At 66.2% G+C, this 25,626-nt stretch carries 23 protein-coding genes; 19 read left to right on the plus strand and 4 right to left on the minus strand.

Annotated features, from left to right (window positions below):
* Nucleotides 1-44: 44 nt before the first annotated feature.
* The 4 genes from PJ259_RS02850 (at nt 45) to PJ259_RS02865 (ending at nt 3,748) form a co-directional block, all read left to right on the plus strand.
* Nucleotides 45-710 carry an alpha/beta family hydrolase gene (locus PJ259_RS02850; RefSeq protein WP_271654641.1) on the plus strand — a complete coding sequence of 222 codons (666 nt, stop codon included), beginning with the start codon at nt 45-47 and terminating at the stop codon, nt 708-710.
* 458 nt (nt 711-1,168) lie between these two features.
* Complete coding sequence (locus PJ259_RS02855) at nt 1,169-2,011, plus strand: MetQ/NlpA family ABC transporter substrate-binding protein (protein ID WP_271654642.1); 843 nt, start codon at nt 1,169-1,171, stop codon at nt 2,009-2,011.
* Nucleotides 2,008-3,102: a methionine ABC transporter ATP-binding protein gene (locus PJ259_RS02860; RefSeq protein WP_271654643.1), complete on the plus strand. Its 1,095-nt coding sequence runs from the start codon at nt 2,008-2,010 to the stop codon at nt 3,100-3,102. Before PJ259_RS02855 ends, PJ259_RS02860 begins: the two co-directional genes overlap by 4 nt.
* A complete protein-coding gene (locus PJ259_RS02865) occupies nt 3,095-3,748 on the plus strand; it encodes a methionine ABC transporter permease (protein WP_271654644.1) in 654 nt (217 codons plus the stop codon). The genes PJ259_RS02860 and PJ259_RS02865 overlap by 8 nt, the downstream gene beginning before the upstream one ends.
* On the opposite strand, the gene PJ259_RS02870 is transcribed toward PJ259_RS02865, so the two are convergent.
* On the minus strand, nt 3,745-4,758 hold the full coding sequence (locus PJ259_RS02870) for a GntR family transcriptional regulator (protein WP_271654645.1): 1,014 nt from the start codon (nt 4,756-4,758) through the stop codon (nt 3,745-3,747). The genes PJ259_RS02865 and PJ259_RS02870 overlap by 4 nt on opposite strands.
* A 285-nt stretch (nt 4,759-5,043) precedes the next feature.
* On the opposite strand from PJ259_RS02870, the gene PJ259_RS02875 reads away from it, so the two are divergent.
* The 10 genes from PJ259_RS02875 to PJ259_RS02920 all read left to right on the plus strand — a co-directional run bounded on the left by PJ259_RS02875 (nt 5,044) and on the right by PJ259_RS02920 (nt 14,851).
* Nucleotides 5,044-6,399, plus strand: a complete 1,356-nt coding sequence (locus PJ259_RS02875) for an amidase (protein ID WP_271654646.1) — start codon at nt 5,044-5,046, stop codon at nt 6,397-6,399.
* A gap of 72 nt (nt 6,400-6,471) precedes the next feature.
* Nucleotides 6,472-7,353, plus strand: coding sequence for a polysaccharide deacetylase family protein (locus PJ259_RS02880; protein ID WP_059314588.1), 882 nt, complete (start codon nt 6,472-6,474; stop codon nt 7,351-7,353).
* A 25-nt stretch (nt 7,354-7,378) separates the two neighbouring features.
* Nucleotides 7,379-8,734, plus strand: coding sequence for an MFS transporter (locus tag PJ259_RS02885; protein ID WP_271654647.1), 1,356 nt, complete (start codon nt 7,379-7,381; stop codon nt 8,732-8,734).
* Between the two features lie 11 nt (nt 8,735-8,745).
* Nucleotides 8,746-9,516: an SDR family NAD(P)-dependent oxidoreductase gene (locus PJ259_RS02890; RefSeq protein ID WP_271654648.1), complete on the plus strand. Its 771-nt coding sequence runs from the start codon at nt 8,746-8,748 to the stop codon at nt 9,514-9,516.
* Nucleotides 9,517-9,526: 10 nt separating this feature from the next.
* Nucleotides 9,527-10,276: an SDR family NAD(P)-dependent oxidoreductase gene (locus PJ259_RS02895; RefSeq protein WP_271654649.1), complete on the plus strand. Its 750-nt coding sequence runs from the start codon at nt 9,527-9,529 to the stop codon at nt 10,274-10,276.
* 9 nt (nt 10,277-10,285) lie between these two features.
* Nucleotides 10,286-10,585 carry a hypothetical protein gene (locus PJ259_RS02900; RefSeq protein ID WP_059314592.1) on the plus strand — a complete coding sequence of 100 codons (300 nt, stop codon included), beginning with the start codon at nt 10,286-10,288 and terminating at the stop codon, nt 10,583-10,585.
* Nucleotides 10,582-11,571 (plus strand): CobW family GTP-binding protein, encoded by a 990-nt coding sequence (locus PJ259_RS02905; RefSeq protein WP_271654650.1) that lies wholly within the window; start codon nt 10,582-10,584, stop codon nt 11,569-11,571. Before PJ259_RS02900 ends, PJ259_RS02905 begins: the two co-directional genes overlap by 4 nt.
* Nucleotides 11,568-12,752: an ABC transporter substrate-binding protein gene (locus PJ259_RS02910; protein WP_271654651.1), complete on the plus strand. Its 1,185-nt coding sequence runs from the start codon at nt 11,568-11,570 to the stop codon at nt 12,750-12,752. Before PJ259_RS02905 ends, PJ259_RS02910 begins: the two co-directional genes overlap by 4 nt.
* Before the next feature lie 223 nt (nt 12,753-12,975).
* Nucleotides 12,976-14,067: a dimethylsulfone monooxygenase SfnG gene (gene sfnG / locus PJ259_RS02915; RefSeq protein WP_271654652.1), complete on the plus strand. Its 1,092-nt coding sequence runs from the start codon at nt 12,976-12,978 to the stop codon at nt 14,065-14,067.
* 181 nt (nt 14,068-14,248) lie between these two features.
* Nucleotides 14,249-14,851 carry a class I SAM-dependent methyltransferase gene (locus PJ259_RS02920; RefSeq protein WP_271654653.1) on the plus strand — a complete coding sequence of 201 codons (603 nt, stop codon included), beginning with the start codon at nt 14,249-14,251 and terminating at the stop codon, nt 14,849-14,851.
* Between the two features lie 15 nt (nt 14,852-14,866).
* On the opposite strand, the gene PJ259_RS02925 is transcribed toward PJ259_RS02920, so the two are convergent.
* Entirely contained in the window at nt 14,867-15,652 is a 786-nt protein-coding gene (locus PJ259_RS02925; RefSeq protein WP_271654654.1) for a MetQ/NlpA family ABC transporter substrate-binding protein, read from the minus strand.
* 17 nt (nt 15,653-15,669) lie between these two features.
* Nucleotides 15,670-17,037 carry an LLM class flavin-dependent oxidoreductase gene (locus PJ259_RS02930; RefSeq protein WP_271654655.1) on the minus strand — a complete coding sequence of 456 codons (1,368 nt, stop codon included), beginning with the start codon at nt 17,035-17,037 and terminating at the stop codon, nt 15,670-15,672.
* 333 nt (nt 17,038-17,370) lie between these two features.
* Between PJ259_RS02930 and PJ259_RS02935 the strand changes: the two genes are divergently transcribed.
* The 3 genes from PJ259_RS02935 (at nt 17,371) to PJ259_RS02945 (ending at nt 19,883) form a co-directional block, all read left to right on the plus strand.
* Nucleotides 17,371-18,108, plus strand: a complete 738-nt coding sequence (locus PJ259_RS02935; protein ID WP_271654656.1) for an ABC transporter substrate-binding protein — start codon at nt 17,371-17,373, stop codon at nt 18,106-18,108.
* A gap of 180 nt (nt 18,109-18,288) precedes the next feature.
* Complete coding sequence (locus PJ259_RS02940; RefSeq protein ID WP_271654657.1) at nt 18,289-18,972, plus strand: TerC family protein; 684 nt, start codon at nt 18,289-18,291, stop codon at nt 18,970-18,972.
* Nucleotides 18,973-19,526: 554 nt separating this feature from the next.
* Nucleotides 19,527-19,883, plus strand: coding sequence for a hypothetical protein (locus tag PJ259_RS02945; protein ID WP_271654658.1), 357 nt, complete (start codon nt 19,527-19,529; stop codon nt 19,881-19,883).
* 182 nt (nt 19,884-20,065) lie between these two features.
* Here PJ259_RS02945 and acnA read toward each other — a convergent pair whose 3' ends face one another.
* Entirely contained in the window at nt 20,066-22,765 is a 2,700-nt protein-coding gene (gene acnA / locus PJ259_RS02950; RefSeq protein ID WP_271654659.1) for an aconitate hydratase AcnA, read from the minus strand.
* Between the two features lie 188 nt (nt 22,766-22,953).
* Between acnA and rlmM the strand changes: the two genes are divergently transcribed.
* Nucleotides 22,954-24,015 (plus strand): 23S rRNA (cytidine(2498)-2'-O)-methyltransferase RlmM, encoded by a 1,062-nt coding sequence (rlmM, locus tag PJ259_RS02955; protein ID WP_271654660.1) that lies wholly within the window; start codon nt 22,954-22,956, stop codon nt 24,013-24,015.
* A 271-nt stretch (nt 24,016-24,286) separates the two neighbouring features.
* Nucleotides 24,287-24,526: a sulfurtransferase TusA gene (gene tusA / locus PJ259_RS02960; RefSeq protein WP_027597771.1), complete on the plus strand. Its 240-nt coding sequence runs from the start codon at nt 24,287-24,289 to the stop codon at nt 24,524-24,526.
* The last annotated feature ends 1,100 nt before the right edge of the window (nt 24,527-25,626 follow it).

The following is a 25,626-nucleotide window of genomic DNA, read 5'->3' on the forward strand; positions in this document are numbered from 1 at the left end:
AATAAAGGCCGGGTTAAGCTCTGGCGTTTGACGAGGAGTAGCCCATGGCAGACGAGTTGTACCTCGGTGGTTTTCGCGAATGCCGCCCCGCCGGCAGCCCCTTGGCGACCCTGTTGCTGGCCCATGGGGCAGGGGCGGGGATGGACAGCCCCTTCTTGCAGCAGCTGGCCGAGGAGCTGGCCCGGCGCGAGATCCGTACCCTGAGATTCGACTTTCCCTACATGGCGCGGGCGCGCGCCGAGGGCAGGCGGCGCCCACCCAATCCGGCGCCGGTCCTGCTGGAGCACTGGCGGGAAATGGTCGCCACCTGGCGCGCGGCAGAAAGCGGTCCGCTATGGCTGGCGGGCAAGTCCATGGGTGGGCGGATGGCCAGTCTGCTGACCGACGAGCTGGGCGCAGCGGGCCTCATCTGCCTGGGCTATCCCTTCCACCCGGCGGGCAAGCCGGAGCGTCTGCGCACCGAACACCTGGCGACCCTGGCCACGCCGACGCTGATCGTCCAGGGCGAACGCGATGCCCTGGGGTCGCGGGAGGAGGTGGCGGGCTACACCCTGGCGCCAAGCATCGAGGTGCAGTGGATCGCGACCGCGGACCATGATCTCAAACCACTCAAGCGCAGTGGCCTGAATCAGGCCCAGGTGCTGGTGGACACGGCGGCGCGGGTGGCGGGCTTCGTGCGCGCTGCGGCTATGCAGACGACGTCCCTATAGATCAGGGACGCGCTGCCAGCGTTGCAGTGCTTGTCGGCGCAGTCGAGGCATCCTGCGGATGCCTCGACCTATGCATATGCCCCATTCTTATTTCAAAAGCGGCTAATCGCCTAGGTAGGCTATAAGCCAACCTCCTGGCTGAGCCCTGCATCATGTCTCTTCGCCCACCCATTACTCGCTCGTTCCAGGCTTTCCGCGTCACCGCCAGGCAGCCTGCGTTGGTCCGCGGTGAGGCGCAGCAGCGGCGCTGTGCGTCGATCTTGGCGTCGGCCCCCGAGCAATTCCCACCCTGTCATGTAAGGCGCTTTGCGCGACGCGGGTGGAGGTCGGCACGCTGATCGTCGAGCACAAGGCCACCGCCTTCTCTGCCAACACGCCCGAGCGACAGGGCGATTGATCCTTTCCCTACGGGTTCCACCGGACCACCGGACGAGCCCTCGATATCTCGAGGTCTCATCATGGCTATACCTTCGATTTTCCAGCGCCTCGGGCTGCTCCTGGCGAGCACGACCCTGGTGCTGTCCGTCCAGGCCGCCGAGCTGCAGAAGATTCGTCTCGGCATCAACGACAGTCCGCAGAACGCTGCCCTGGAGCGCGCCGCCGAGGTGGCGCGGGAAAAGGGCGTGGAGGTGGAGATCGTCGCCTTCAGTGACTGGAACACGCCGAATCTGGCGCTCGCTCACGGCGACATCGACGTCAATTACTTCCAGCACCAGCCGTTCCTGGACAACGCCAACGCCCAGAACGGCTATGCCCTGGTGCCCATCGCCTATGGCGTGGAAAACAAGGTCGGCCTCTATTCCAAGCGCGTGAAAAGCTTTGCCGAGGTGCCGGACGGCGCCACCGTGGCGGTGGCCGACGACCCGGTCAACCAGGGGCGCGGGCTGCACCTCTATGCCCGCGCCGGTCTGATCCAGCTTGGGCCAGATGCCGGGCCCAAGGCGAGCCTGCAGGACATCGTCGCCAATCCCCGGCACCTCAAATTCATTGAGTTGCCCGGGCCGCAACTAGCGCGGGTGCTGGACGATGTGACCCTGGCGCAGAGCTATCCCTCGCATATCCTCGCCGCGGGCACCATGGATCCCAACAGTGCCCTGCTGTTCAGTGACGACGAAGCCAGCGGTCACCGCTACGCCCTGAGGTTCGTGACCAGGCCGGACAAGGCCGCCGACCCGGCGATCCGCACCTTCATCCAGGTGTTCCAGAACGATCCGCGGGTGCGCGAGGCCATCGCCAAGGCCTACGGCAATCCGCAGCTCTACAGCCTGGCCTGGCTGAACCGGCAGGAGGCCTCGCGATGACCAGTGCACTGCGTCACTCTCCAGCACCGCAGATTCTTGCCGAACCCGAGCGCCTGGCCGTACAGGAGCATCTGCGTCTGACCGGGGTGCAGAAGGTCTACACCGGCGGCGCGGTGCCCGTCACGGCCCTGGCGGACATCGACCTCAGCATCGCCCGTGGCGAGATCTTCGGCATCATCGGCCGCAGCGGCGCGGGTAAGTCCAGCCTGATCCGCACCCTCAACCGTTTGGAGGATGTCAGCGCCGGCCAGGTGCTGGTCGACGGCGTCGACATAGGCGCCCTGAAGGGCGACCGGCTGGTGGCGCTGCGGCGACGCATCGGCATGATCTTCCAGCACTTCAATCTGCTGGCCTCGCAGACGGTGCTGGAGAACCTAGCGCTGCCGCTCAAGGCCGCTGGCTTTCGCCGCGACGAGATCGAAGCCCGGGCCCGGGAATTGCTGGAACTGGTGGGCCTGCAGGGCAAGGAGCAGGTCTATCCATCCCGTCTGTCCGGCGGCCAGAAGCAGCGGGTGGGCATCGCCCGTGCCCTGATGCTCAAGCCCGAGCTGCTGCTCTGCGACGAGGCCACCTCGGCCCTGGACCCGGAAACCACCCAGTCGATCCTGGCATTGCTGCAGGACATCAATCGGCGCCTAGGCCTGACCATCGTGCTCATCACCCACGAGATGGCGGTGATCCGCCAGATCTGCGACCGGGTGGTGGTACTGGAGCACGGCCGCATCGTCGAGCAGGGACCGGTGTGGCAACTCTTCGGCGCGCCCCAGGCGGAGGCCACCCGTGCACTGCTGGCGCCGCTCTCCGCACAGTTGCCAGCGGATCTCGCCAATCGGCTGAGTGCCAGCCGCCAACCTGGTGCGCGGACAGTGCTCGAATTGAGCTACGACGGCCAGAGTGAGGAGCCCGACTTCCAGGCGCTAGGCCGGGCGCTTGGCGCGCCGCTGGAATTGCTGCATGGCGGTATTGATCGCATCCAGGGGCGAGCCCTGGGCCGCTTGCTGGTAGCCACGACAGCGCACGAGCGGCGTTTGGCCGCCTTTCTTGGGCAATCTGGCCTGTTCGCCCGCGCGGAGGTACTGGGTTATGTCTGAGTTCATGCTCAAGGCGCTGTGGAAAGCCTTCCTCGATACCCTAACCATGGTCAGCGTGTCCGCGGCCATCGTCTGGTTCGCCGGCATCGCCCTGGCGGTGGTGCTGGTCATCACCGGGCGCGGCGCCATCTTCGCCGCGCCCACCCTCAACCGAGTGCTGGGCACGGTGGTCAACGCCTTTCGCGCCACGCCCTTCATCATCCTGCTGGTGGCCCTGATCCCGCTGACGCGGCTGATCACCGGTACCACCATCGGCGTCTGGGCGGCGGTGGTTCCCATCACCCTCAGCGCCACGCCGTTCTTCGCCCGTATCGCCGAGGTCAGCCTGCGCGAAGTTGGCGGTGGGGTAATCGAGGCGGCCCAGGCGCTGGGCTGCGAGCGGCGGCACATCGTCTTCAACGTGCTGTTGCCCGAGGCGCTGCCCGGCATCATCGGTGGCTTCACCGTGACCCTGGTGGCCATGATCGGCGCCTCGGCCATGGCGGGCGCCATAGGCGCGGGCGGGCTGGGCGACCTGGCCATCCGCTACGGCTACCAGCGCTACGACACCCAGGTGATGGCCGTGGTGATCGCCATCCTGGTGGTGCTGGTGTGCGGTATCCAGTTCATCGGCGACCGCTACGTGCGGCACCTGCGGGCGCGTTAGCTGAGGCGCTCCAGATAGGACGGCAGTTCTGGGTCGGGCAGCACCGACAGTACCTTGAGCCGCTGCAGGGTGCGGTCGCGGCCGCGCAGGAGGTGGTTGCGCAACTGGCTGGCCGCCGCATCGGGACTGCCCACCAGCAGGGATTCCAGCACCAGGCGATGCTCCACCAGCACCGCCTCGTCCAGCGGGGTGCCGAGCGACTGGTGGAAGATGCGTGACACATTCAGCGGACTCTGGCTGTGAGCGATGAGTTGGGCCAGCTTGCGATTGCGCAGACCGGCCAGGCAGCGCCCATGCAGATCCGCCTCGATGCGCTCCACCGCCGCCCAGGAAGTGGGGGCGGGCTGGTCGGCCAGTTGCTCGAGCCGTTCGAGCATATCCAGCAGTTCGCTGCGCGCCAGCCCCGGCGCGGTCTGCAACAGCGCCTCGGGTTCCAGAAGCGCGCGGATCTCGTAGTCGTCGCGGATGGCCTGGGCGGTGAGGGGGCCGGCCAGCCACTGGCCATAGGGCTCCTTTTCCACCAGGCCGCGATCGCGCAGGCGCATCAGGGCTTCGCGGACCACGGCGCGACTGACGCCCAGGTGGTCGGCAGCCGGCTGCTCGTCCAGCCGGAAATGGCCGAAGAGCATGGCGTGGCTGACGCAGGCGGCGATTTCGTCGCCGACCCGCTCGCCCAGGGAGCGCGTATCGATCAATTCGTCGCTGCTGTCCAGGCCGAGCAACTGCCGCGTCAGCGGCTGACGCTGCGGCTGGCCCGCGGTACCGACCGGATCGATCAGGTAGCCGCGCCCCTCGAAGCGGCGAATCAGGCCTTCCTCCTGCAGCAGCGTCAGCGCCTGGCGCACCGGTACCCGGCTGGTACCGAACAGCTGCGCCAGCGGCGCCTCGACCAGCACCAGCCCCGGCGCCGCACGGCCGGCCAGGATGGCTTCGCGCAGTGCACTGCGGATCATCGCGTAGCGCGCGGCGGTACGACTGTCATCGAGGGGGGCGGGGACTGCTGCCGACATCGGGGACCTTCCGGAAACGAGATGAGAATTGTGGCACAGGCCCACGGCCTTTCGCGCGTTACCGGTGGGGTCAGGTACACGCACGGTAACGGGGCAGGCGTTACGGTTCTGCACAAAAATGGATCTATTTAATTTAAGTACATTTTATTGGCTTGGGGTGAGGGCAGGTTTAGATCACCCCTATTGCCTCTGTTTGCGCGCGGGCTGCGGCCTTTTGCTAAAGCTGGCATAAAGCCTGCTCTATTAAACGTACCAAATTATAAAATGTACGTTTAAGGAGTGACGATGGAATCCGCTCAAGCCCTGGCAATGGATGCGGTCGGTCTCGGTGAAGCCTATGCCGCCGGGACCCTCGATCCGGTCGCGGTATTCGAAGCGGCCCTGGGGTGCGCCCAGTCTTCCTCTTCCGTCTTCATCACCCTGACGGTGGCACGCGGTCGCGCCGAAGCCCTGGCTTCCAGGGAGCGCTGGCGCGCTGGACAGCCGCGTTCGCCGTTGGATGGCGTACCCCTGGCCTGGAAGGACCTCTTCGATCTGCAGGGAGAGATCACCACCTGCGGTGCCGGACTTCGCCGCGCAGCGTCGCCTGCCACGATCGATGCCGTCATGGTCCAGCGCCTGAGCCAGGCTGGGCTGGTCAGCCTGGGCAAGGTCAATCTCAGCGAGTTCGCCTATTCCGGCATCGGCTTGAATCCCCATTTCGGTACGCCCGCCAACCCGTGGGCGAGCGGCGAGGTGCGTATCCCGGGAGGCTCCTCTTCCGGTTCGGCGGTGGCCGTCGCCGCGGGGATCGTACCCCTGGCCCTCGGCACCGACACTGCCGGGTCGGTACGCCTGCCGGCCGCCCTCAATGGCCTGGTGGGCTATCGCCCCAGCCTGGGTCGCTATCCGGCGGCTGGCATCTTTCCGTTGGCCGCCTCCTATGACGCACCGGGTCCGCTGGCGCGCAGCCTGCGTGACGTGCAGTGCCTGGATCGCCTGCTGGTGGGCGGCGCTGCTCGACCGCTGCCGGCGGCAACGGATCTGCGGGTGGTGCTGGATGTGAGCGTGCTGGACGATGCCCGGATAGAGCCGGCGGTGCGAGCCAATCTGCTGGCCGCCGCCGAGCGGCTGGCCCGTGCCGGGGTAAGTGTGGAGCGCCGCGCCCGCACGGTCTTTGCCGAGGCCCTGGAGTTTCTCGCCGAGGAAGGCTGGCCAGGTGCGGTGGAGGCCTTCGCGCTGCACCGCGACGTGCTCGACGGTCCCGACGCCGCGCGCCTGGATCCGCGGGTACGGCAGCGCCTGGAGCGTGCGCGGGCGTTGCCGGTCGACCATCTGGCCGTTCTGCATGAACGCCGCGATCAGCTGCGGGCGCGCTTTGCCGCCGAATTCGCCGAGGCCCTGCTGCTGGTGCCGACAGTGAGCCGCGTGGCGCCGCTGCTGGCCCCTCTGGAAGCCGACGCTGATCTGTTCGCCGTTACCAATCTGGAGCTGCTGCGCCTGACCATGGCCGGGAGCCTGCTCGGTGCGCCTGGCGTATCGCTACCGAGCGGCCGCGATGCCCAGGGCCTGCCCACCGGCCTGCTGCTGGTGGCCCCGGCGGCGGCGGACGAGCGCCTGCTCGATGCCGCCACGATCCTGGAAGCTCAGCTCCGCGTCTGATTTCAAGCGGCGGTGGCGGGGGCCCGGCTCCGCCATCGACCTGTGTCTGTCCGGGTACTGGAGGTTGCAACGATGGCCAAAGAAATCTTCGTTTCCATCGGCGTCGACGTCGACGCGGTGGCAGGCTGGCTCGGCTCCTACGGCGGCGAGGATTCGCCCGATGACATCTCTCGTGGGTTGTTCGCCGGCGAGGTGGGGGCGCCGCGGCTGCTCAAGCTGTTCGAGCGCTACGGCCTCAAGACCACCTGGTTCATTCCGGGGCATTCGGTGGAAACCTTTCCCGAACAGATGCAGGCGGTGGCCGCGGCAGGTCACGAGATCGGCATCCACGGCTACAGCCACGAGAATCCCATCGCCATGACCCCTGAGCAGGAGGAGGCGGTGCTGGACCGGTCCATCGAGCTGATCACCACCCTGGCCGGCAAGCGGCCCACCGGCTACGTGGCGCCCTGGTGGGAATTCAGCCGGGTCACCAACGAGCTGCTGCTGAAAAAAGGCATCAAGTACGACCACAGCCTGATGCACAACGACTTCAGTCCCTATTACGTGCGGGTGGGCGACAGCTGGACCAAGATCGACTACAGCCAGCAGCCCGAGAGCTGGATGAAGCCCTTGGTACGCGGCCAGGAAACCGACCTGGTGGAGATCCCGGCCAACTGGTACCTCGACGACCTGCCGCCGATGATGTTCATCAAGAAGGCACCCAACAGCCACGGCTTCGTCAATCCGCGCCATCTGGAAGAGATGTGGCGCGACCAGTTCGACTGGGTCTATCGCGAGATGGACTATGCCGTCTTCCCCATCACCATCCATCCCGATGTCTCGGGGCGGCCGCAGGTGCTGCTGATGCTCGAACGCCTGATCGAGCACATCCAGGGTCACGCCGGAGTGCATTTCGCCACCATGGACGAGATCGCCGACGACTTCCTGCGGCGCCAGCCGCGCCAGCGCTAAGCGCCCAGCCCACAGGTACAGGACCATGACCCTCCCTGCCGCCAGCTCGCTCCATACGGAAACCACCGCTGCCTGGAAACCGCAGCAACTGTCTTCCGGCGATGTCCGCTATGCCACCTGGATCGCCTTCTTCGCCTGGGTGTTCGCCGTCTACGACTTCATCCTGTTCGGCACCCTGCTGCCGGTGATGGGTGGGCACTTCAACTGGAGCGAGGCCGAGCAGGCCGAACTCGCCACCTGGGTGGCGCTGGGTGGGGCCATCATCGCCTTCGCCATCGGCCCGCTGGTGGACCGGATCGGTCGCCGCGGCGGCATCATCGTCACCATTGGCGGCACCGCCCTGTGCTCGGCGCTGACCGCGCTCTGTGCCGGCATGGGCAAGGTGCCACTGGTGCTGGTTCGCTCGGTCGCTGGCCTGGGCTACGCGGAGGAGGGGGTCAACGCCACCTACCTGACCGAGGTCTATGCCGCCTCCGACGATCCTCGGCTGATCCGGCGCCGGGGCTTCATCTACAGCCTGGTGCAGAGCGGCTGGCCGATCGGCGCCCTGATCGCCGCCGGGCTCACTGCCTTGCTGCTGCCCCACATTGGCTGGCAGGGCTGCTTCGTGTTCGCCGCCGTGCCGGCCTTCGTCATCGCCGTGCTGGCGCGCAAGCTCAAGGAGTCTCCACAATTCCAGGTGCACGCCCGCATCCAGCGTCTGCGTCGCGAAGGCCAGGAGCAGGACGCCCGTGCCTTGGCCCACGAATACGGCGTGGACTACGAAGAGCACGCCAAGGCCGGCGTGGCCATGGCCTTCAAGGGCCAGGCCCTGCGCCCGACCCTGGTATTGAGCCTGGCCATCCTGCTCAACTGGTCGGCGATCCAGGTGTTCAGCGTGCTGGGGACCTCGGTGATCGTCAGCGTGCACAAGCTCAGTTTCGAGAACTCGCTGTGGATCCTGGTGCTGTCCAACGCCGTCGGCTTTATCGGCTACCTGTTCCATGGCTGGCTGGGCGATCGTATCGGCCGGCGCAACACCGTGGCCCTGGGCTGGACGTGCGGCGGTGTGGCCTTCTTCGCCATGTTGCAGGCGCCGAGCCAGTTGGTGCCGGTGGTGGCGCTCTACAGCCTGGGGCTGTTCTTTCTCACCGGGCCCTATTCGGCCATGTTGTTCTTCATGGGCGAAAGCTTTCCCACCAGCATCCGTGCCACGGGTGGCGCCATCGTCCACGCCATGGGACCGATCGGCGCCATCCTCGCCGGCCTCGGCATCACCAGCGTGCTCGGCAACGGTGGCCAGTGGCATAGCGCTGCGCTCTGGTTCGGCGCCCTGCCGTGCTTTCTCTCTGGCCTGGTGATGTGGGCCGCGCGCCACGTCGAACCCACCAGCCTCAAATGACAGGAGCCTCGATGAATGCTCACACCTCACCCGTTGCCCTGATCACCGGCGCCGCCAGCGGCATCGGCCAGGCCCTGGCCGTCACCTATGCCCGCCATGGCGTGCGGGTGGTCGGTGGCTACTACCCCGGCGATCCCCATGACCCCGAAGACACCCGGCGGCTGGTGGCCGCCGCGGGTGGCGAGTGCCTGCTCGAACCGCTGGACGTCAGCGACAGCGCCTCGGTGGATGCCCTGGCCGATGCCGCCCAGGCGCACTTTGGACGCCTCGACTATGCCGTGGCCAACGCCGGTCTGCTGCGCGCCGCGCCGCTGCTGGAGATGAGCGATGAGCGCTGGCACGAGATGCTCGACGTCGACCTTACCGGGGTGATGCGCACCTTCCGGGCCGCGGCGCGGCACCTGGGGGAGGGCGGCGCCTTGGTTGCCATCTCTTCCATCGCCGGCGGTGTCTACGGCTGGCAGGACCATGCCCACTATGCCGCCGCCAAGGCCGGGGTGCCGGGCCTCTGTCGCTCGCTGGCGGTCGAACTGGCACCGCGCGGCATTCGCTGCAACGCGGTGATTCCCGGTCTGATCGAGACGCCCCAGTCGCTGGACGCCAAGAACTCCCTGGGTCCGGAGGGCCTGGCCAAGGCCGCCCGCAGCATTCCCCTGGGCCGCGTCGGCAAGCCCGAGGAGGTGGCTGCGCTGGTGCGTTTCCTGACCAGTACCGAAGCCAGCTACATCACCGGCCAGAGTCTGATCGTCGACGGCGGTCTCACCGTGCGCTGGCCCGATTGAGGAGAAGAGCATGTTCGAGCTGACAGACCGTCGCGCCCTGGTCACCGGCGCCGCAAGCGGGATCGGCGCCGCCATCGCGCGAGCCTATGCCGCTGCCGGCGCGCACCTGGTACTGGCCGACCGCGACGCCGAGCACCTGGCGCGGGTGGCCGAGGAATGCCGTGCCCTGGGCGCGTCGGTGACGGAGACCGTGGCCGACGTTGGCCAGCCGGATGGGGCCAGAGCCGGAGTGGACGCCTGCGTGGCGGCTTACGGCGGTATCGACATCCTGGTCAACAATGCCGGGATGCTGACCCAGGCACCCTGTGTCGACCTGACCCTGGAGCAGTGGAACGACATGCTGCGCGTCGACCTCACCAGCGTCTTTCTCGCCAGCCAGCGCGCCCTGCCGCACATGCAGGCGCAGCGCTGGGGACGCATCATCAATGTCGCTTCCCAGCTCGGCATCAAGGGTGGCGCCGAGCTCTGCCACTATGCGGCGGCCAAGGCCGGGGTTATCGGCTTCAGCAAGTCCCTGGCGCTGGAGGTGGGCCGCGACAACGTGCTGGTCAACGCCATCGCCCCCGGGCCCATCGAGACGCCCCTGGTGGACGGCATCAGCGCCGACTGGAAGGCAGCCAAGGCCCGCGAGCTGCCGCTAGGGCGCTTCGGGCGCGCGGAGGAGGTGGCGCCGGTCGCACTGCTGCTGGCCAGCGATCCGGGTGGCAATCTCTTCGTCGGCCAGACCCTGGGCCCCAATTCCGGCGATGTCATGCCCTAGGAGGTACCCATGTGCGGACTCTGCGGCCTGCTCGGGCCAGATCTCCACTGGAGCGATCCCCTGGGCGACGACCTGCCGCGACGGCGCGAGCGCCTGCGTCGGGTCGCGGCCATCAACCGGGTGGTGGCGCCGTTCCGGCTCACGGTGAGCGACGTCCAGGGCGCCTCCTACCTGGTCCAGGGGCCGACCGGACGCCAGGCGCTGGCCGAGGGGCTGGACGATCTCTGGCGCCAGGCCGAGGGGGTGCTGGGGCGACCGCTCGATCCCCTGGATCCGCGCGTCCTGGCACCGCTGGAGGGGGCGCCATGAGCCTGGCGGTCAATGTCATCACCGGCTTTCTCGGCAGCGGCAAGACCACGCTGCTGCGGCGCCTGCTGGCCCAGGAAGCCCTGGGCGAGACGGCGCTGCTGATCAACGAATTCGGCGAAGTCGGCATCGACCACCTGCTGGTGGAAGAGGTGGCGCCCGATACCGTGCTGCTGCCCAGCGGCTGCGTCTGCTGCTCGGTGCGCGGTGACCTCAAGGAAGCATTGCTGACCCTGCACGGGCGCCGTAGTCGCGGCGAGATCCCGGCCTTTCGCCGAGTCCTGCTGGAGACCACCGGCCTGGCCGATCCCGGCCCCATCCTGGCCACGCTCAACCTCGATCCCCAGCTGCGCGGACGCTTCCACCTGGGGCTCCTGGTGACGGTGGTGGACGCCGAGCATGCCGCGCTGCAGGAGCGATTGCACCCGGAGTGGCTCAATCAGGTCACCGCCGCCGATCGCCTGCTGCTGAGCAAGGCCGACAGGGTTGCGCCTGCCACGCTGGAGCGACTCGACCGGCACCTGGCGCAGCTCAATCCCACCGCCACCCGGGCGCTGACGTCCAGCGTGGCCGGTGGTGACGATCTGCTGCTGGGCGAAGGCCTGCGGGCCGCCGACCCGGCCGCCGAGGTCGGTCGCTGGCGCCTGTTCGCCGCGGTCGCCGAAGGCCGCCACGGCAGCGCCGAGGTCTGCTGCCTGGAGTTCGACCGGCCGCTGGACTGGATGGCCTTCGGGGTGTGGCTGTCGATGCTGCTAAGATGCCACGGGCAACGCATCCTGCGAGTCAAGGGCATCCTCGACGTGATCGACGCCAGCCAACCCATCGTCATCCACGGCGTGCAGCACAGTCTGCATCCACCGGTGCATCTGCCGGCCTGGCCGGCGGGCGAACGTCGCTCGCGCCTGGTATTCATCGTCCGTGACCTGGATACCGCGCTGCTCAGGCGCTCCTTCGCCGCCTTCATGGGCGGCCTGGGCCGGGCCGCATGAGCACGCCGCTGACCCTGAGGGTGCTGGGCACCTCGGTGACCCTGCTTGAACCCATCCGCCAGCGGGCGGAAGCAGAGCTGGGCATCCGCCTGGTCTACCAGATCCACGATGTCCAGACCGCCCAGCGCATCGCCGTGCTGGAGCCTGATAGCTACGACCTCTACGACCAGTGGTTCCACAACGTCGACTTCGTCTGGCCGGCACGGGCCATCCAGCCCATCGACATCCGCCGCATCGCGCTCTGGGAGGAAATCAACGACCTGCCCAAGCGTGGGCGGCTGCACGCCACGGATCGCCTGGCGCCGGGCTGCCGGCCGTGCGACCGCCTCTATGTGCAGCACGACGGCAGCCTGGGCGGTCAGCCCAGCGAGCGCATCAGCATGCTGCCGCTGACCCACAACGCCGACAGCTTCGCCTACCGACCCGAAAGCCTGCCCACCGCCCTGGTCGGCCAGGAGGAGAGCTGGGCCTGGCTGATCGACGAGGGTTGGTGCGGCCACAGCGCCCTGCAGAGCGACGCTGCCATCGGTGCCCTGGACGCTGCCCTGGCGATCCAGGCAGCAGGTCTCGCGCGCTTCGACGACATCGGCAACCTGCGCCTGGAGGAGATCGACCGCCTGGCCGAGCTGCTGGTGGAGCGCCAGCGGCATCGGCATTTCGCCGCCTTCTGGTCCGACGACCGCAGCGCCGGCGAGCTGACCCTGGCCGCTGGCGTGGACATCCAGAGTCTCTGGTCGCCGATGCTCATGGCCCTGCATCGCGCCGGGGTCGACTACCGGGTGGCGGTACCACGAGAAGGCTATCGGGCCTGGTTCGGCGGCCTGTCGCTGTCGCGTTGCGCCGAGGGACGGGTGCGTGATGCCGCCTATGCCTACCTCAACTGGTGGCTGGCCGGCTGGCCTGGCGCGGTCATGGCTCGTCAGGGCTTCTACATCGCCAATCCGGTAAGGGCCAGGGATCACCTGAGCGCAGCGGAGTGGGATTTCTGGTACGGCGGTCTGCCAGCGCGGGAGGAGCTGTACGGTAGCGACGGCCTGCCGTTGATCGAGGTGGGTCAGCGTCGCGAGGGCGGTTCCTACGCCGAGCGCATGAGCCATATCGGCGTGTGGAATTCGGTGATGGACGAGCACAACTACCTGGTGCGGCGCTGGAGCGAATTCCTGCGGACCACCGCCACTTGAGGCGGCATCCGTGTGAAACCGGCGTGCCAGAGGCCTTGCTGCACTGTTGCTCAGGCAACAGCGGCCGGACAGCTGTCCCTTCGGCAACACGGGAAATCGTCGTGTTTTATCCGCCAAGTCATTGAATCAAAGGGACATTCAGACTTGGTTCGGTTCTTGATTGGAGGCTCAGGGTCAACGTTTCGCTCGCCTTGTATGGCGAGCCCTACCTGGAGAGCCTCGTATGTCGCAGAACCCCGTCAAATTCGCCTATTGGGTCCCCAACGTCAGCGGTGGCCTGGTGGTCAGCACCATCGAGCAACGCACCCACTGGGGCATCGACTACAACCGCACGCTGGCCCAGCTTGCCGAGCAGGCCGGTTTCGACTATGCCCTGACGCAGATCCGCTTTACCGCCGGCTACGGCGCCGAATACCAGCACGAGTCGGTGGCCTTCAGCCATGCGCTGCTGGCCGCCACCGAGCGTCTCAAGGTGATCGCCGCCATCCTGCCCGGCCCCTGGAATCCGGCGCTGGCGGCCAAGCAGCTGGCGACCATCGACCAGCTCACCAACGGACGCATCGCTATCAACCTGGTATCTGGCTGGTTCAAGGGCGAATTCCATGGCATCGGTGAACCCTGGCTGGAGCACGACGAGCGCTATCGGCGTTCCGAGGAATTCCTCCGCGCCCTCAAGGGCATCTGGACCCAGGACAACTTCAGCTTCGCCGGCGACTTCTATCGGTTCCGCGACTACACCCTGAAACCCAAGCCGCTGCAGCAGCCGCATCCGGAAATCTTCCAGGGCGGTAGTTCCCGGGCGGCACGGGACATGGCGGCGCGGGTCTCGGACTGGTACTTCACCAACGGCGGTACCCGCGAGGAGATTCGTGCCCAGGTGCAGGATCTGCGCGCCAAGGCCGCGGCGGAGGGGCGCGAGGTCAAGGTGGGGGTAAACGCCTTCATCATCGCCCGGGACACCGAGGCCGAGGCGTACGAGGTCCTGCGCGAGATCGTCGCCAAGGCCAATCCCGAAGCGGTCAAGGCGTTCGGCGATGCGGCGCGCCAGGCCGGCGCCGCCAGCCCGGAAGGCCAGGGCAACTGGGCCAACTCCAGCTTCGAGGACCTGGTGCAATACAACGATGGCTTCAAACCCAACCTGATCGGCACCCCCGAGCAGATTGCCGAGCGCATCGTGGCGCTCAAGACGGAGGGCGTGGACCTGGTGCTGGCGGGCTTCCTGCACTTCCAGGAGGAGGTGGAGTATTTCGGCCAGCGGGTGCTGCCGCTCGTGCGTGAGCTGGAGGCTCGGGCCGCCTCCCAGGCCGCGGCCTAGGCCAAAGGGCTCGCCTGGGTGGCGCGGGAGGCACTGGCAGGCCCGTGACCCAGGCAGCTAGCCGGAGAACGCCAAACCGCGGTAGGAAAAATTGCCAGGTGAAAGGGCCGATGCGAGAAGCAGGGCCCTTTCGCCGGGAGCTGGCTGGGCTAAGCTCCTGGGATAGCCAGGGAGCCCGACCTTGAACAAGACCTCCTACAACGCCATTGCCGACACCTTCCGCCAGGCCAGGATCAGCCTTAGAGACGACGAGCGGCGCTATCTGGCGCTGCTGCTGGAGAATCTGGCACCCGGTGCCACCGTGCTCGATCTGGGCTGCGGCACGGGCACGCCGGTCGCCGCTGCCATCCTGGCCGAGGGGCATCGCGTGCTCGGTGTCGATCAGGCCGCTGCCATGCTGGCACATGCGCGACGGGAATTCCCCAAGCAGCGCTGGATCGAGGCGCGCCTGGAAAACTACGCCTGCGCCGAACCCTACCAGGGCGCGCTGCTCTGGGATTCGTTGTTCCACCTGGAGCGCCGCTGGCACGGGCCCGTCCTGGCGCGAGTGATCGCCGGGCTGCCAGCGGGCGGGCGACTGATGCTGACGGCGGGCGGTTCGGGGAGCGAAGCCTTCGTCGATACCATGTTCGAACAGCCGTTCTTCTACGATTCCCATCCGCCGGAGGTGCTGCGGGGCCTCCTGCTGGAGCAGGGCGTGCGCATCCTCGTCGACGAATTCATGGACCTGCCCGATGGCGGCAGGAACCGCGGACGTTGCGCCTTCGTCGTCGAAAAACCTTGATCGGGCCCGCGAGCGCTACTTCTTCCAGCCTGGCTGGTACAGGGTGCCGTAGGCCTGGTCCAGGGCGGCGCGCACCTTGGGCGAGTGCTGGTAGAGATCGATCAGCTTGGCCAGGCGCGGGTCGTCCCTGTTGTCCGGACGGGCGACAAACTGGATGACGTACTCGGGATGGTCGAGGCCGTCGAACAACAGCGCCTGGTTGGGATCGAGGGTCTTGGCCAGGCGCAGGTAATGCGGATAGCCCTGGGCCAGGTCGACGTCGTCCAGCGAGCGGGCCAACTGCACGGCTTCGAGTTCGATGATCTGGATGTCGCGCGGATTGCCGGTGATGTCGGCGAGCGTCGCGTGGTAGCCGACGCCAGGCTTCAAGGTGATGAAGCCGGCCTTCTCCAGCAGCAACAGGCCACGGCCGCCATTGATGGCATCGTTGGCGATGGCCACCCGCGCGCCCTTGGGGACTTCCGCCAGGGTGCGGTACTTCTTCGAATAGAGCCCGACGTTGTTGATGATCCCCGGCGCCACCGCCATCAGGTCATAGCCGGCACTGCGCTTGGCGTTCTCCAGGAAGGGGATGTGCTGGTAGTAGTTGGCGTCGATGTCACGGTTGGCGAGGCTGGTGTTGGGGGCGATCCAGTCGCTGAATTCGACGAGCTCGACGTCCACGCCGGCGGCCTTGGCTTCCTGCACCGCCACTTCCAGGGGCGGGGCGAAGGCGGCGGTGGTGCCAATCTTGAGCGGGGCTGCAAAGGCCGTACCGCTGACGAGGCCGAGGGCGAAAAGCAGGGGTTTCAGGCGGGGCATGGGGTGTCCTTGAGCGTTCAGTCCTGACGGAAGCGGGTGCCGAAGTGCCGGGAATCCAGGCGATCACCGCGCCCGAACAGCTTGTGTCTGAAGCTGCCCTCGGCGTAGGCGGTCTTGTAGCGACCCCGGCTCTGCAGCTCCGGGATCACCAGGTCGATGAAGTCGCCGTAGCACTCGGGGGTGACGGTGCGGGCGAGGTTGAAGCCGTCCAGCCCGGTCTCGTCGGTCCACCCGAGCAGGGCATCCGCTACCTGCCGAGGATCACCGACCAGGGTGGTGTAGCGTCCGCCTAGGGCGTGCTGCTCCAGCAGCTTGCGACGGGTCCAGCCGGCATCCTTAGCCACCAGGCGCTTGAGCGCCGATTCGATGGCCTCGGTCCGTTGCGGGCGGATGGGTTCGTCGAGGCCATAGGCGGCCAGGTCGATGCCCACCGAGGCCGCATGGTGGGCGACCCCGGCCTCGGCGCTGGCATGGTTCAGGTACTCGGCGTGCTTGTCCCGTGCCTCGGCGGCGGTAGGGGCGACGATCACCGTGAGGCCCATGAACAGTTTGACGTCCGCGGCATCGCGGCCCGCCGCGACTGCCGCGCCGCGCACTCGCTCGACCTGGGCGCGGGTGGCGGCCTGGTCCTGCCCTGAAATGAAGACGCACTCGGCATGGCGTCCGGCAAAGGCCAGACCGCGATCCGAGGAGCCGGCCTGGAACAGCACCGGGGTGCGTTGCCGCGAGGGCTCGCAGAGGTGATAGCCCTCGACGTCGAAGAATTCGCCGTGGTGCACGACCTTGCGCACCCGCTCGGGACGGGCATAGATCCGCTGGACGCGGTCACGGACCACGGCGTCGTCGGCCCAGCTGCCTTCGAGCAGCTTGTAGAGCACTTCCAGGTATTCGTCCGCCTGGTCGTAGCGGCGGTCGTGGGCGATCTGGCGCGCCAGGCCCATGGCCCGGGCGGCGCTGTCCAGGTAGCCGGTGACGATGTTCCAGCCGACGCGGCCTTCGCTCAGGTGATCCAGGGTCGAAAGGCGGCGGGCGAAGGGGTAGGGCGCCTCATAGGTAAGGTTGGCGGTCAGACCGAACCCCAGGTGCCGGGTGCTGGCGGCCATGGCCGAGACCAGCAGGAAGGGATCGTTGACAGGCAACTGGATGGATTCGCGCAGGGTCAGGTCGACATTGCCGCCGTAGACGTCGTAGACGCCCAGGATGTCGGCGATGAACAGGCCATCGAACAGCCCGCGTTCCAGCAATTGGGCCAGCTCGGTCCAGTAGCCCAGCGTGTGGTAGGCGCTGGAGGTGTCGCGCGGATGGGTCCACAAGCCATGATTGATGTGGCCCACGGTGTTCATGTTGAAGGCGTTGAGCAGTATCTGCTTGGCGGGAGCATTCATTGGAAGGGCGCCCGCAAGCGGAGAACGGTGTAGAGCACGGCCATGGGATCCTCGGGAGTAAAGGCGGAGGGAGAGATCCGGTGGTCCGGTGGTTATACGTTAACTGCGTTGGAGTGCTGTCTTTAAATAACCTTATGGAATAACTTTAGGATGGCGCTCTGCCGGGTTTGGAACGCCCTGGCACCTCACCACCGAGCCCCGACAGACGCCGGAGAACTCGGGTAAGACTCGGCAAGAGGCGTGCAAAGGCCGTGCGGAGGCAGCACTATGAAGCCGCCGTGCCTGCGGCAGCAAAGCGTCGACTCGGCAATCCCTCTGATCCAAGGAGCTCACATGACCCCCTCCACAGCGGTAATGACTGAACTCGCCCCTCACGGCGTCCTGCGCACCGCGATCAACTACGGCAATCCGGTGCTGGCCCAGCGCGGACCCGATGGCGAGCCAACCGGTGTCTCGGTGGCGCTGGCCCGGGCGTTGGCCGAGCGGCTGGGCGTGCCCTTGCAGGCCACTACCTATGACGCCGCTGGCAAGGTCTTCGCGGCGCTGGAGCAGGACGCCTGGGACCTGGCCTTTCTGGCCATCGAGCCGGTGCGGGCCGCGCAGATCGCCTTCAGCGCACCCTACGTCATCATCGAGGGCACCTATCTGCTGCGCGCGGATGACCCGGCCCGGGGGGTTGCCGACCTGGATCGGCCGGAACGGCGCATCGCCGTAGGCCAGGGGGCTGCCTATGACCTCTATCTCAGCCGCACCCTGACCCAGGCGCAGCTGGTGCGGGCGCCCACCTCGGCGGCGGCCATCGACTGGTTCGTCGACCAGAAGCTGGATGCCGCGGCGGGCGTGCGACAGCCCCTGGAAGCCCATGCCGCTGCCCACCCGGGCTATCGGGTGCTGGACGACAGCTTTACCGAGATCCGCCAGGCCATGGCCGTGCCCAAGGGGCGCGAGGCGGCAGCGGCCTTCGTGCAGGCCTTTCTCGACGAGCAGCTGCGCAATGGCTTTGTCGCCCGTGAGCTGGCGGCCAGCGGTCAGGGCGATGTGCGCCTCGGTATGGCTTCAGGGACGCCCTGAGGTCACCGGACACTGGCGGGCGGTCACGTTTCCGAGACCTGTATCCGCCTCCAGTGCCTGATCGTCGCGAAGAGCAAGGCCGAGGACGGTATTCTTGCCTCCTTGGCAGCCGCCGGATGAAATCATCGACGCGGCCCGCTGCCAAAGGCCTGTCCCATCGCATTCGTCTTGAGGTTGCCCTTGCTCGCCACCCTGTCCGATCCCGTTTTTCTCGCTGGTGTGCTGCAGATCGTCATCATCGATATCCTGCTGGGGGGCGACAATGCCGTGGTGATCGCCCTGGCCTGTCGCCGCCTGCCCGAAGCACAACGTCGCAAGGCCATCCTCGGTGGAGTTGCCGGCGCCGTGATCCTGCGCATCCTGCTGCTGTTCGTCGCCAGCTATGTGCTGGGCTGGCCGCTGCTCAAGGTGGTCGGCGGTGTGCTGCTGCTATGGATCGGCATCAAGCTGCTGGTGCCAGAGGATGACGAGGCGGACGTCAAGGCCGGGACCACCCTGGGGCAGGCCATCTGGATCATCATGGTGGCCGACGTGGTGATGAGCCTGGACAACGTCATCGCTGTGGCGGGCGCGGCCCAGGGGCACCTGGGCCTGGCCGTCACCGGGGTGCTCATCAGCATCCCCATCATCATCTTCGGCAGCCAGATCATCCTGAAACTCATGGAAAAGTTTCGCTGGCTGGTCATGGCCGGCGCGGCCCTGCTCGGTTGGATCGCCGGCAAGTTGATCGCCAGCGATGAACTCCTGCAGGGGTGGCTCGGTACGGCCGACATGCACTGGGTCCCCTATGCGGCCGGCGCCCTCGGCGTCCTCATCGTGCTCGTGACTGGTCAGGTGATGGCCCGGCGTGTGGTAACGGCCTGAGCGTAATCGCGACGGCCGATTGCCAGGCTAGAAGCGTTCGCTCGTTACCTGCATCGCAGGGAAGCATCAGCCTGGAGGGTGTTATGAGCGCGGCACCAACCAAGTGTTCATTGGCCTCGCCACCGTGATGACCATTCCTCAATGGATGCTCGCTACCCTGAGGATGGGATGATGAGGGAGCATTAGGCGTTTCTTCAGGGACCGGCCCTGGCTACTGTAGGAGCGACCGCATCAGTGGACTACCTGACCGCCATGATGACTTAATCTTTTTCACCTACGGCTAAGGCCTCGGTTGAAGGGCTCCATCGCGGCCATGGGTGGCTCATACGAAAGGTCTCAGCTGGGAGAAGGTCCGACGCTTCATTTTGAGCGCAGTCCTACCAGCGCACTAGGAGCTAGCATCCAGCAGCCAGTCCTTTGAAGAGATGCCTGCTATGCACGCCTTCTGCACTGAACCTTGACCCCATTGGACGCCACGTCCGCGACACCTGTCCTGGCCGCTGGGCCAATGTGCGCGCAGCGTCGGTCTTCTCGGTTCACAAAGAAGGTCCTTCATGTCCAAAGAACTCCTGGGTATCTCGGCTATCGCCCTCATGATCATTGGCGAAGCCTGCATCATCTACGGTGAGTTGGCCGCGGCGCGCTTGGCGGTAGCGGTAAGCCGCGACTGGCGAGATGTGCTGTTGCTGGCCGGCTTCGCCTGCTTTTCCGGGCTCTGCCTGCTGTTGGCCTACGCCCTCGGCTATAGGGCAACCGGCAATATCTGGCTGGTCGCGGTCGTCTCCGTTCTGGTTCTGCTGATCTGCGAGCCGCTGCTGATCTGGATGCTGTTCCACGAAGTGCCTGGACGGGGCGCCTTGGTCGGCTTCGTGCTCGGTGCCCTGGGGTTGGCCGCGACGGTCTGGCTTTGAAGTTGCGGGCATGAGCATTTGCACCCTGGGTCCCCTGGGCAACCTTGAGGAGTAGCGAGGCAGGGCGGCACCAGGAGTCTGGAGTCCTGGACCGTTCTTTCGACGGCCCGAGCCTTGGTACGGCAACCCCCTGACAGCAGAACGCCCGGCAGCCAGGCTGCCGGGCGTTCGCTGGCGCCTGCTTAGGCCGCAGGCTTGGCCAGGAACTCCCGTAGCACGTAGTGCAGGATGCCGCCGGCCTTGAAGTAGCTCACTTCATTGAGCGTATCGATACGGCAGAGCACCTCGACGCTTTCCAGGCTGCCATCCTCGCGGGTGACTTCCAGGGTCAGCGGCATGCGCGGACGCAACTCGACGCCGTCGATGCCCAGCACGGCGATCTTCTCCTTGCCGGTCAGCCCCAGGGACTTGCGGTCGACGCCGTCCTTGAACTGCAGCGGCAACACGCCCATGCCCACCAGGTTGGAACGGTGGATGCGCTCGAAGCTCTCGGCGACCACGGCCTTGACGCCCAGCAGGTTGGTACCCTTGGCGGCCCAGTCACGGGACGAACCGGTGCCGTATTCCTTACCGGCGATGATGACCAGCGGGGTGTTCTCCAACTCGTACTTCATGGCCGCGTCGTAGATCGACAGCTTTTCGCCACTGGGCACGTGGTAGGTGTTGCCGCCTTCCTCACCGCCCAGCATCTCGTTCTTGATGCGGATGTTGGCGAAGGTGCCTCTCATCATGACTTCGTGGTTGCCACGGCGCGAGCCGTAGGAGTTGAAGTCGGCATAGGCCACACCATGCTCGGCCAGATAACGGCCAGCGGGGCTGTCCTTCTTGATGTTGCCGGCCGGGGAGATGTGGTCGGTGGTGACCGAGTCGCCCAGCAGCGCCAGGATGCGGGCATCGTGGATATCGGCGATACGTGGCGGATCGCCGGCGATGGTTTCGAAGAACGGCGGATTCTGGATGTAGGTGGAGTCGGCATCCCAGACATAAGTTTCGGCGTCCGGCACCTGGATCGCCTGCCACTTCTCGTCACCGTCGAACACGGCGCCGTATTGCTTGTGGAACATGGCGGTGTCGAGCTTCTGCACGGCGTCGGCCACTTCCTGCTGGGTGGGCCAGACGTCTTTCAGGTAGACCGGCTGGCCGTCATTGCCGGTGCCCAGCGGCTCCTGGGTCAGATCGACCTTGACGCTGCCGGCGAGCGCATAGGCCACCACCAGCGGCGGCGAGGCCAGCCAGTTGGTCTTGACCAGCGGATGCACCCGGCCTTCGAAGTTGCGGTTGCCGGAGAGCACCGAAGCCACGGTGAGGTCGGCGTCCTGGATCGCCTTCTCGATGGGGTCGAGCAGCGGGCCGGAGTTGCCGATGCAGGTGGTGCAGCCATAGCCGACCAGGTCGAAGCCAAGGTCGTTGAGATAGGGCGTGAGACCGGCGGCATTGTAGTAGTCGGTCACCACCTTGGAGCCGGGGGCGAGAGAAGACTTCACCCAAGGCTTGCGCATCAGGCCCTTCTCGGCCGCCTTCTTGGCCAGCAGACCGGCTGCCATCATGACGCTGGGGTTGGAGGTGTTGGTGCAGGAGGTGATGGCAGCGATTACCACCGCGCCGTCCTCCAGCTGGAAGGTCTGGCCGTCGAGCTGGACTTCGACGCCACTGCCGGCCTTGGGTGCCTCGGCTTTTTTCGGCGCCAGGGCGGTGAAGTCAGCAAAGGTCTTGGCGACCTCGCCGAGCAGTACGCGATCCTGGGGTCGCTTGGGACCGGCCAGGCTGGACTGGACTTCGCCCATGTCCAGTTCCAGCACGTCGGTGAATGCCGGCTCGTCGCCGGGGTTGCGCCAGAGGCCCTGGGCCTGGGTGTAGGCCTCCACCAACTGCACGGTTTCCTCGGGACGGCCGGACAGGCGCAGGTAATCCAGGGTGATCTGGTCAACCGGGAAGAAGCCGCAGGTGGCGCCGTATTCCGGCGCCATGTTGCCGATGGTGGCGCGGTCGGCCAGGGGCAGGGTGGCCAGGCCATCGCCAAAGAATTCGACGAACTTGCCCACCACGCCCTTCTTGCGCAGCATCTGGGTCACGGTCAGCACCAGGTCGGTGGCGGTAATGCCCTCGCGCAGCTTGCCGGTGAGCTTGAAGCCCACCACCTCGGGGATCAGCATGGACACCGGCTGGCCGAGCATGGCCGCCTCGGCCTCGATGCCGCCCACGCCCCAGCCCAGCACGCCCAGGCCATTGATCATGGTGGTGTGAGAGTCGGTGCCGACCAGGGTGTCGGGGAAGGCATAGGTGCGGCCGTCCTCTTCCTTGGTCCAGACGGTGCGGCCCAGGTACTCCAGGTTGACCTGGTGGCAGATACCGGTGCCCGGCGGGACCACGCGGAAGTTGTCGAAGGCGTTCTGGCCCCAGCGCAGGAAGGCATAGCGCTCGCCATTACGCTCCATCTCGATCTCGACGTTCTCGTGGTAGGCGTTTTCATTGGCGTAACGATCCACCATCACGGAGTGGTCGATCACCAGGTCGACGGGGGAAAGCGGATTGATCCGCTGCGGATCGCCACCGGCCTTGGCCACGGCTTCGCGCATGGCGGCCAGGTCGACCACTGCCGGTACGCCGGTGAAGTCCTGCATCAGCACCCGCGCCGGCCGGTACTGGATCTCGCGATTGGCGGAACGGGTCTTGGTCCAGTCGGCCAGGGCCTGGAGGTCCTCGCCGGTAACGGTCTGGTTGTCTTCCCAGCGCAGCAGGTTCTCCAGCAGCACCTTGAGCGACTTGGGCAGCTTGTCGAGAGTGCCAAGGGTCTTGGCCGCGTCGGGCAGGCTGTAATAGTGGTAGGTGCGCTCGCCTACCTGCAGGGTCTTGAGGCTTTTTAGGCTGTCCAGGGCTGGCATCAGGGTCTCCTTATCGACGGTTGCCCGCTGGCCGTTCGGGCCTCGAAAGGCAGACAAGACCCGTTCCAGCGCTGCGCGGACTGATTTTTCTAGGTGTAGTACTGGACCGACAGCCGCCGCTGGCGTTCCCCAGACGGCGCGCTGGGGTATAGTGCGCGCCCTGCGTGACCCCTTGAGGAAGCCCTGTCGTGAATACCTTGTTGCTGCTGTGCCGTACCGGATTCGAAGGCGAGGTCTGCGCCGAGCTCGGTGAGCGGGCGGCGCTGCTCGGCGTGGCGGGCTACGCCAAAGGCAAGCCGGGCGCGGCCTATGCCGAATTCGTCTGCGGCGATGCGACCGACGCCGCGCGCCTGATGCAGCACCTGAGGTTCGCCGAGCTGGTCTTTCCCCGCCAATGGTCGCGCGGCGCCTTTCTGAGCCTGCCCGAGCAGGATCGCATCGGTCCGTTGCTGGAGCTGCTGGCGGGCTATCCCGTCTGCGGCAGCCTGGCCCTGGAGATGCCCGACACCAACGATGGCAAGGCGCTCTCCACCTTCTGCAAGAAATTCGAGCGCCCCCTGACCCTGGCGCTGCGCAAGGCCGGCCGCCTGGTGGACGATGCCCGGGCGCCACGGCTGCAGCTGACCTTTCTCAGCGGACGCGAGGTTTTCGTCGGCGTGGTCGAGCCGGGCAACGCCGCGCTCTGGCCCATGGGCATCCCGCGGCTGAGGTTTCCCCGCGAGGCCCCCAGTCGCTCGACGCTCAAACTGGAAGAAGCCTGGCACCAGTTCATTCCCCGCGCCGAATGGGAGACTCGCCTGGCGCCGGAGATGCGTGCCGTGGATCTGGGCGCGGCGCCTGGTGGCTGGACCTGGCAGCTGGTGGCCCGCGAGATGCTGGTGACAGCGGTGGACAATGGCCCGATGAACGAGGCGCTGATGGACAGCGGCCTGGTGGAGCACCTGCAGGTCGACGGCTATGCCTACGTCCCCAAGCGACCGGTGGACTGGATGGTCTGCGACATCGTCGAGAAACCTGCGCGTACCGCGGCGTTGATCGAACGCTGGATCGGCGAGGGCCATTGCCGCGAGGCGGTAGTCAATCTCAAGTTACCGATGAAGCAGCGCTATCGCGAAGTAGCCGGCATCCTCGAGCGCCTGCGCGACCATTTCGAAGGTCGCGGCCAGCGCGTGGTCATCGGCTGCAAGCAGCTCTACCACGACCGCGAGGAAGTGACCTGTCATTTGCGCCGGATGGATCGGAAACCCTGAGGACCTATCCAAAGTTTGCTGCGCGTCGGCCAGGCTGCGTTGGCAGCCGCCTGGATCGCCAGCCCGCCCTGAGGTGGACCCGTCGAAATGCTCATTTACACTCGTAAACTGCGCTTCCTCGACGGCTTTATTCGCTGGCGCTCACCCTTCGGGCCAGCCGTTGGCTGTTACTCTCGCTCGTCGTTGCGCCTTGCCTGTCTTTAGCTCGCGAAACTTTGCACAGGTTCTCGCGCCTACTCGATATCTATTTTTAGCGTTTTCTGGAGTGCCGATGACCCTCGAAGCCGATGCCACCCTCGACGCCAGCGGGCTCAACTGCCCGGAGCCGGTGATGATGCTGCACAACAAGGTGCGCGACATTGCCCCCGGCGCCCTGCTCAAGGTCATCGCCACCGATCCCTCCACCCAGCGCGACATCCCCAAATTCTGCGTCTTCCTCGGCCATGAGCTGGTGGAAAAGAGCGAAGGGGAAGGGCGCTACCTGTACTGGATCCGCAAGAAGGTGGAATGACCTTCAGCGCAGGGCTCGCTTTGCTGCTGTGACTTGGCTCACAATCGCCGGTCCATCGCGCCTGTTGCCTCGACCGCCACGCCGGCTGCGCTGACCGTTGAAGACGAGCTGGCTGCACTTCAGGCCAGAAACCTGGGTTATCAGGCTTATAGCGAGCAGTACCACGCCCTTCGTCAATGTTACGGCCTGGATCGCTGAAAACGGCGCTGAACCGAGAGTGTTGGGCTTCGCTGCGCTCAACCCAACCTACGTTGATGCGGTTCTGTAGGTTGGGCTGAGACGGCTCCTTCGTCGAAGCCCAACAAGACGATGCCCGTTACCTCGTAGCGTGGAAAACCGCGCAGCGTTTTCCACTGTGTGGCATCAAGTCCGCGGACAAGGCTGCGCCGTTGTCCACACTACGTTCAGCCCTGCAGTACCTGTAGGAGGGGCCCATGGCCGCGATAACCTGGTTTACTTCCGGTAACCCAAGTCAAGGCTCAAGCCTCATCGCGGCCATGGGCCGCTCCTACATAGGCGAGTCATGCGTAGGTTGGGCTGAGACGGCTCCATCGTCGAAGCCCAACAGAGCAATGCCAGCCACCCCGTAGCGTGGAAAACCGCGCAGCGTTTTCCACTGTGTGGCATCAAGTCCGTGGACAAGGCTGCGCCGTTGTCCACACTACGTTCAGCCTTGCAGCTCCTGTAGGAGCGGCCCATGGCCGCGATAACGCCCGCTTACTTTCGGCAACTCAAGTTCAAGCTCAAGCCTCATCGCGGCCATGGGCCGCTCCTACATAAGCGAATCATCCGTAGGTTGGGCTGAGACAGCTCCATCGTCGAAGCCCAACAGGGCGATGCCAGTCACCCGTAGCGTGGAAAACCGCGCAGCGTTTTCCACTGTGTGGCATCAAATCCGCGGACAAGGCTGCGCCGTTGTCCACACTACGTTCAGCCCTGCAGGCCTGTAGGAGCGGCCCATGGCCGCGATAAAACCCGCTTACTTCCGGCAATTCAAGTTCAGGCTCAAGCCTCATCGCGGCCATGGGCCGCTCCTACATAGGCGAGTCATGCGTAAATTGGGCTGAGACGGCTCCATCGTCGAAGCCCAACAGGGCGAT

This window comes from Pseudomonas sp. JBR1, from assembly GCF_028198185.1.
Taxonomy (GTDB): domain Bacteria; phylum Pseudomonadota; class Gammaproteobacteria; order Pseudomonadales; family Pseudomonadaceae; genus Chryseomonas; species Chryseomonas oryzihabitans_E.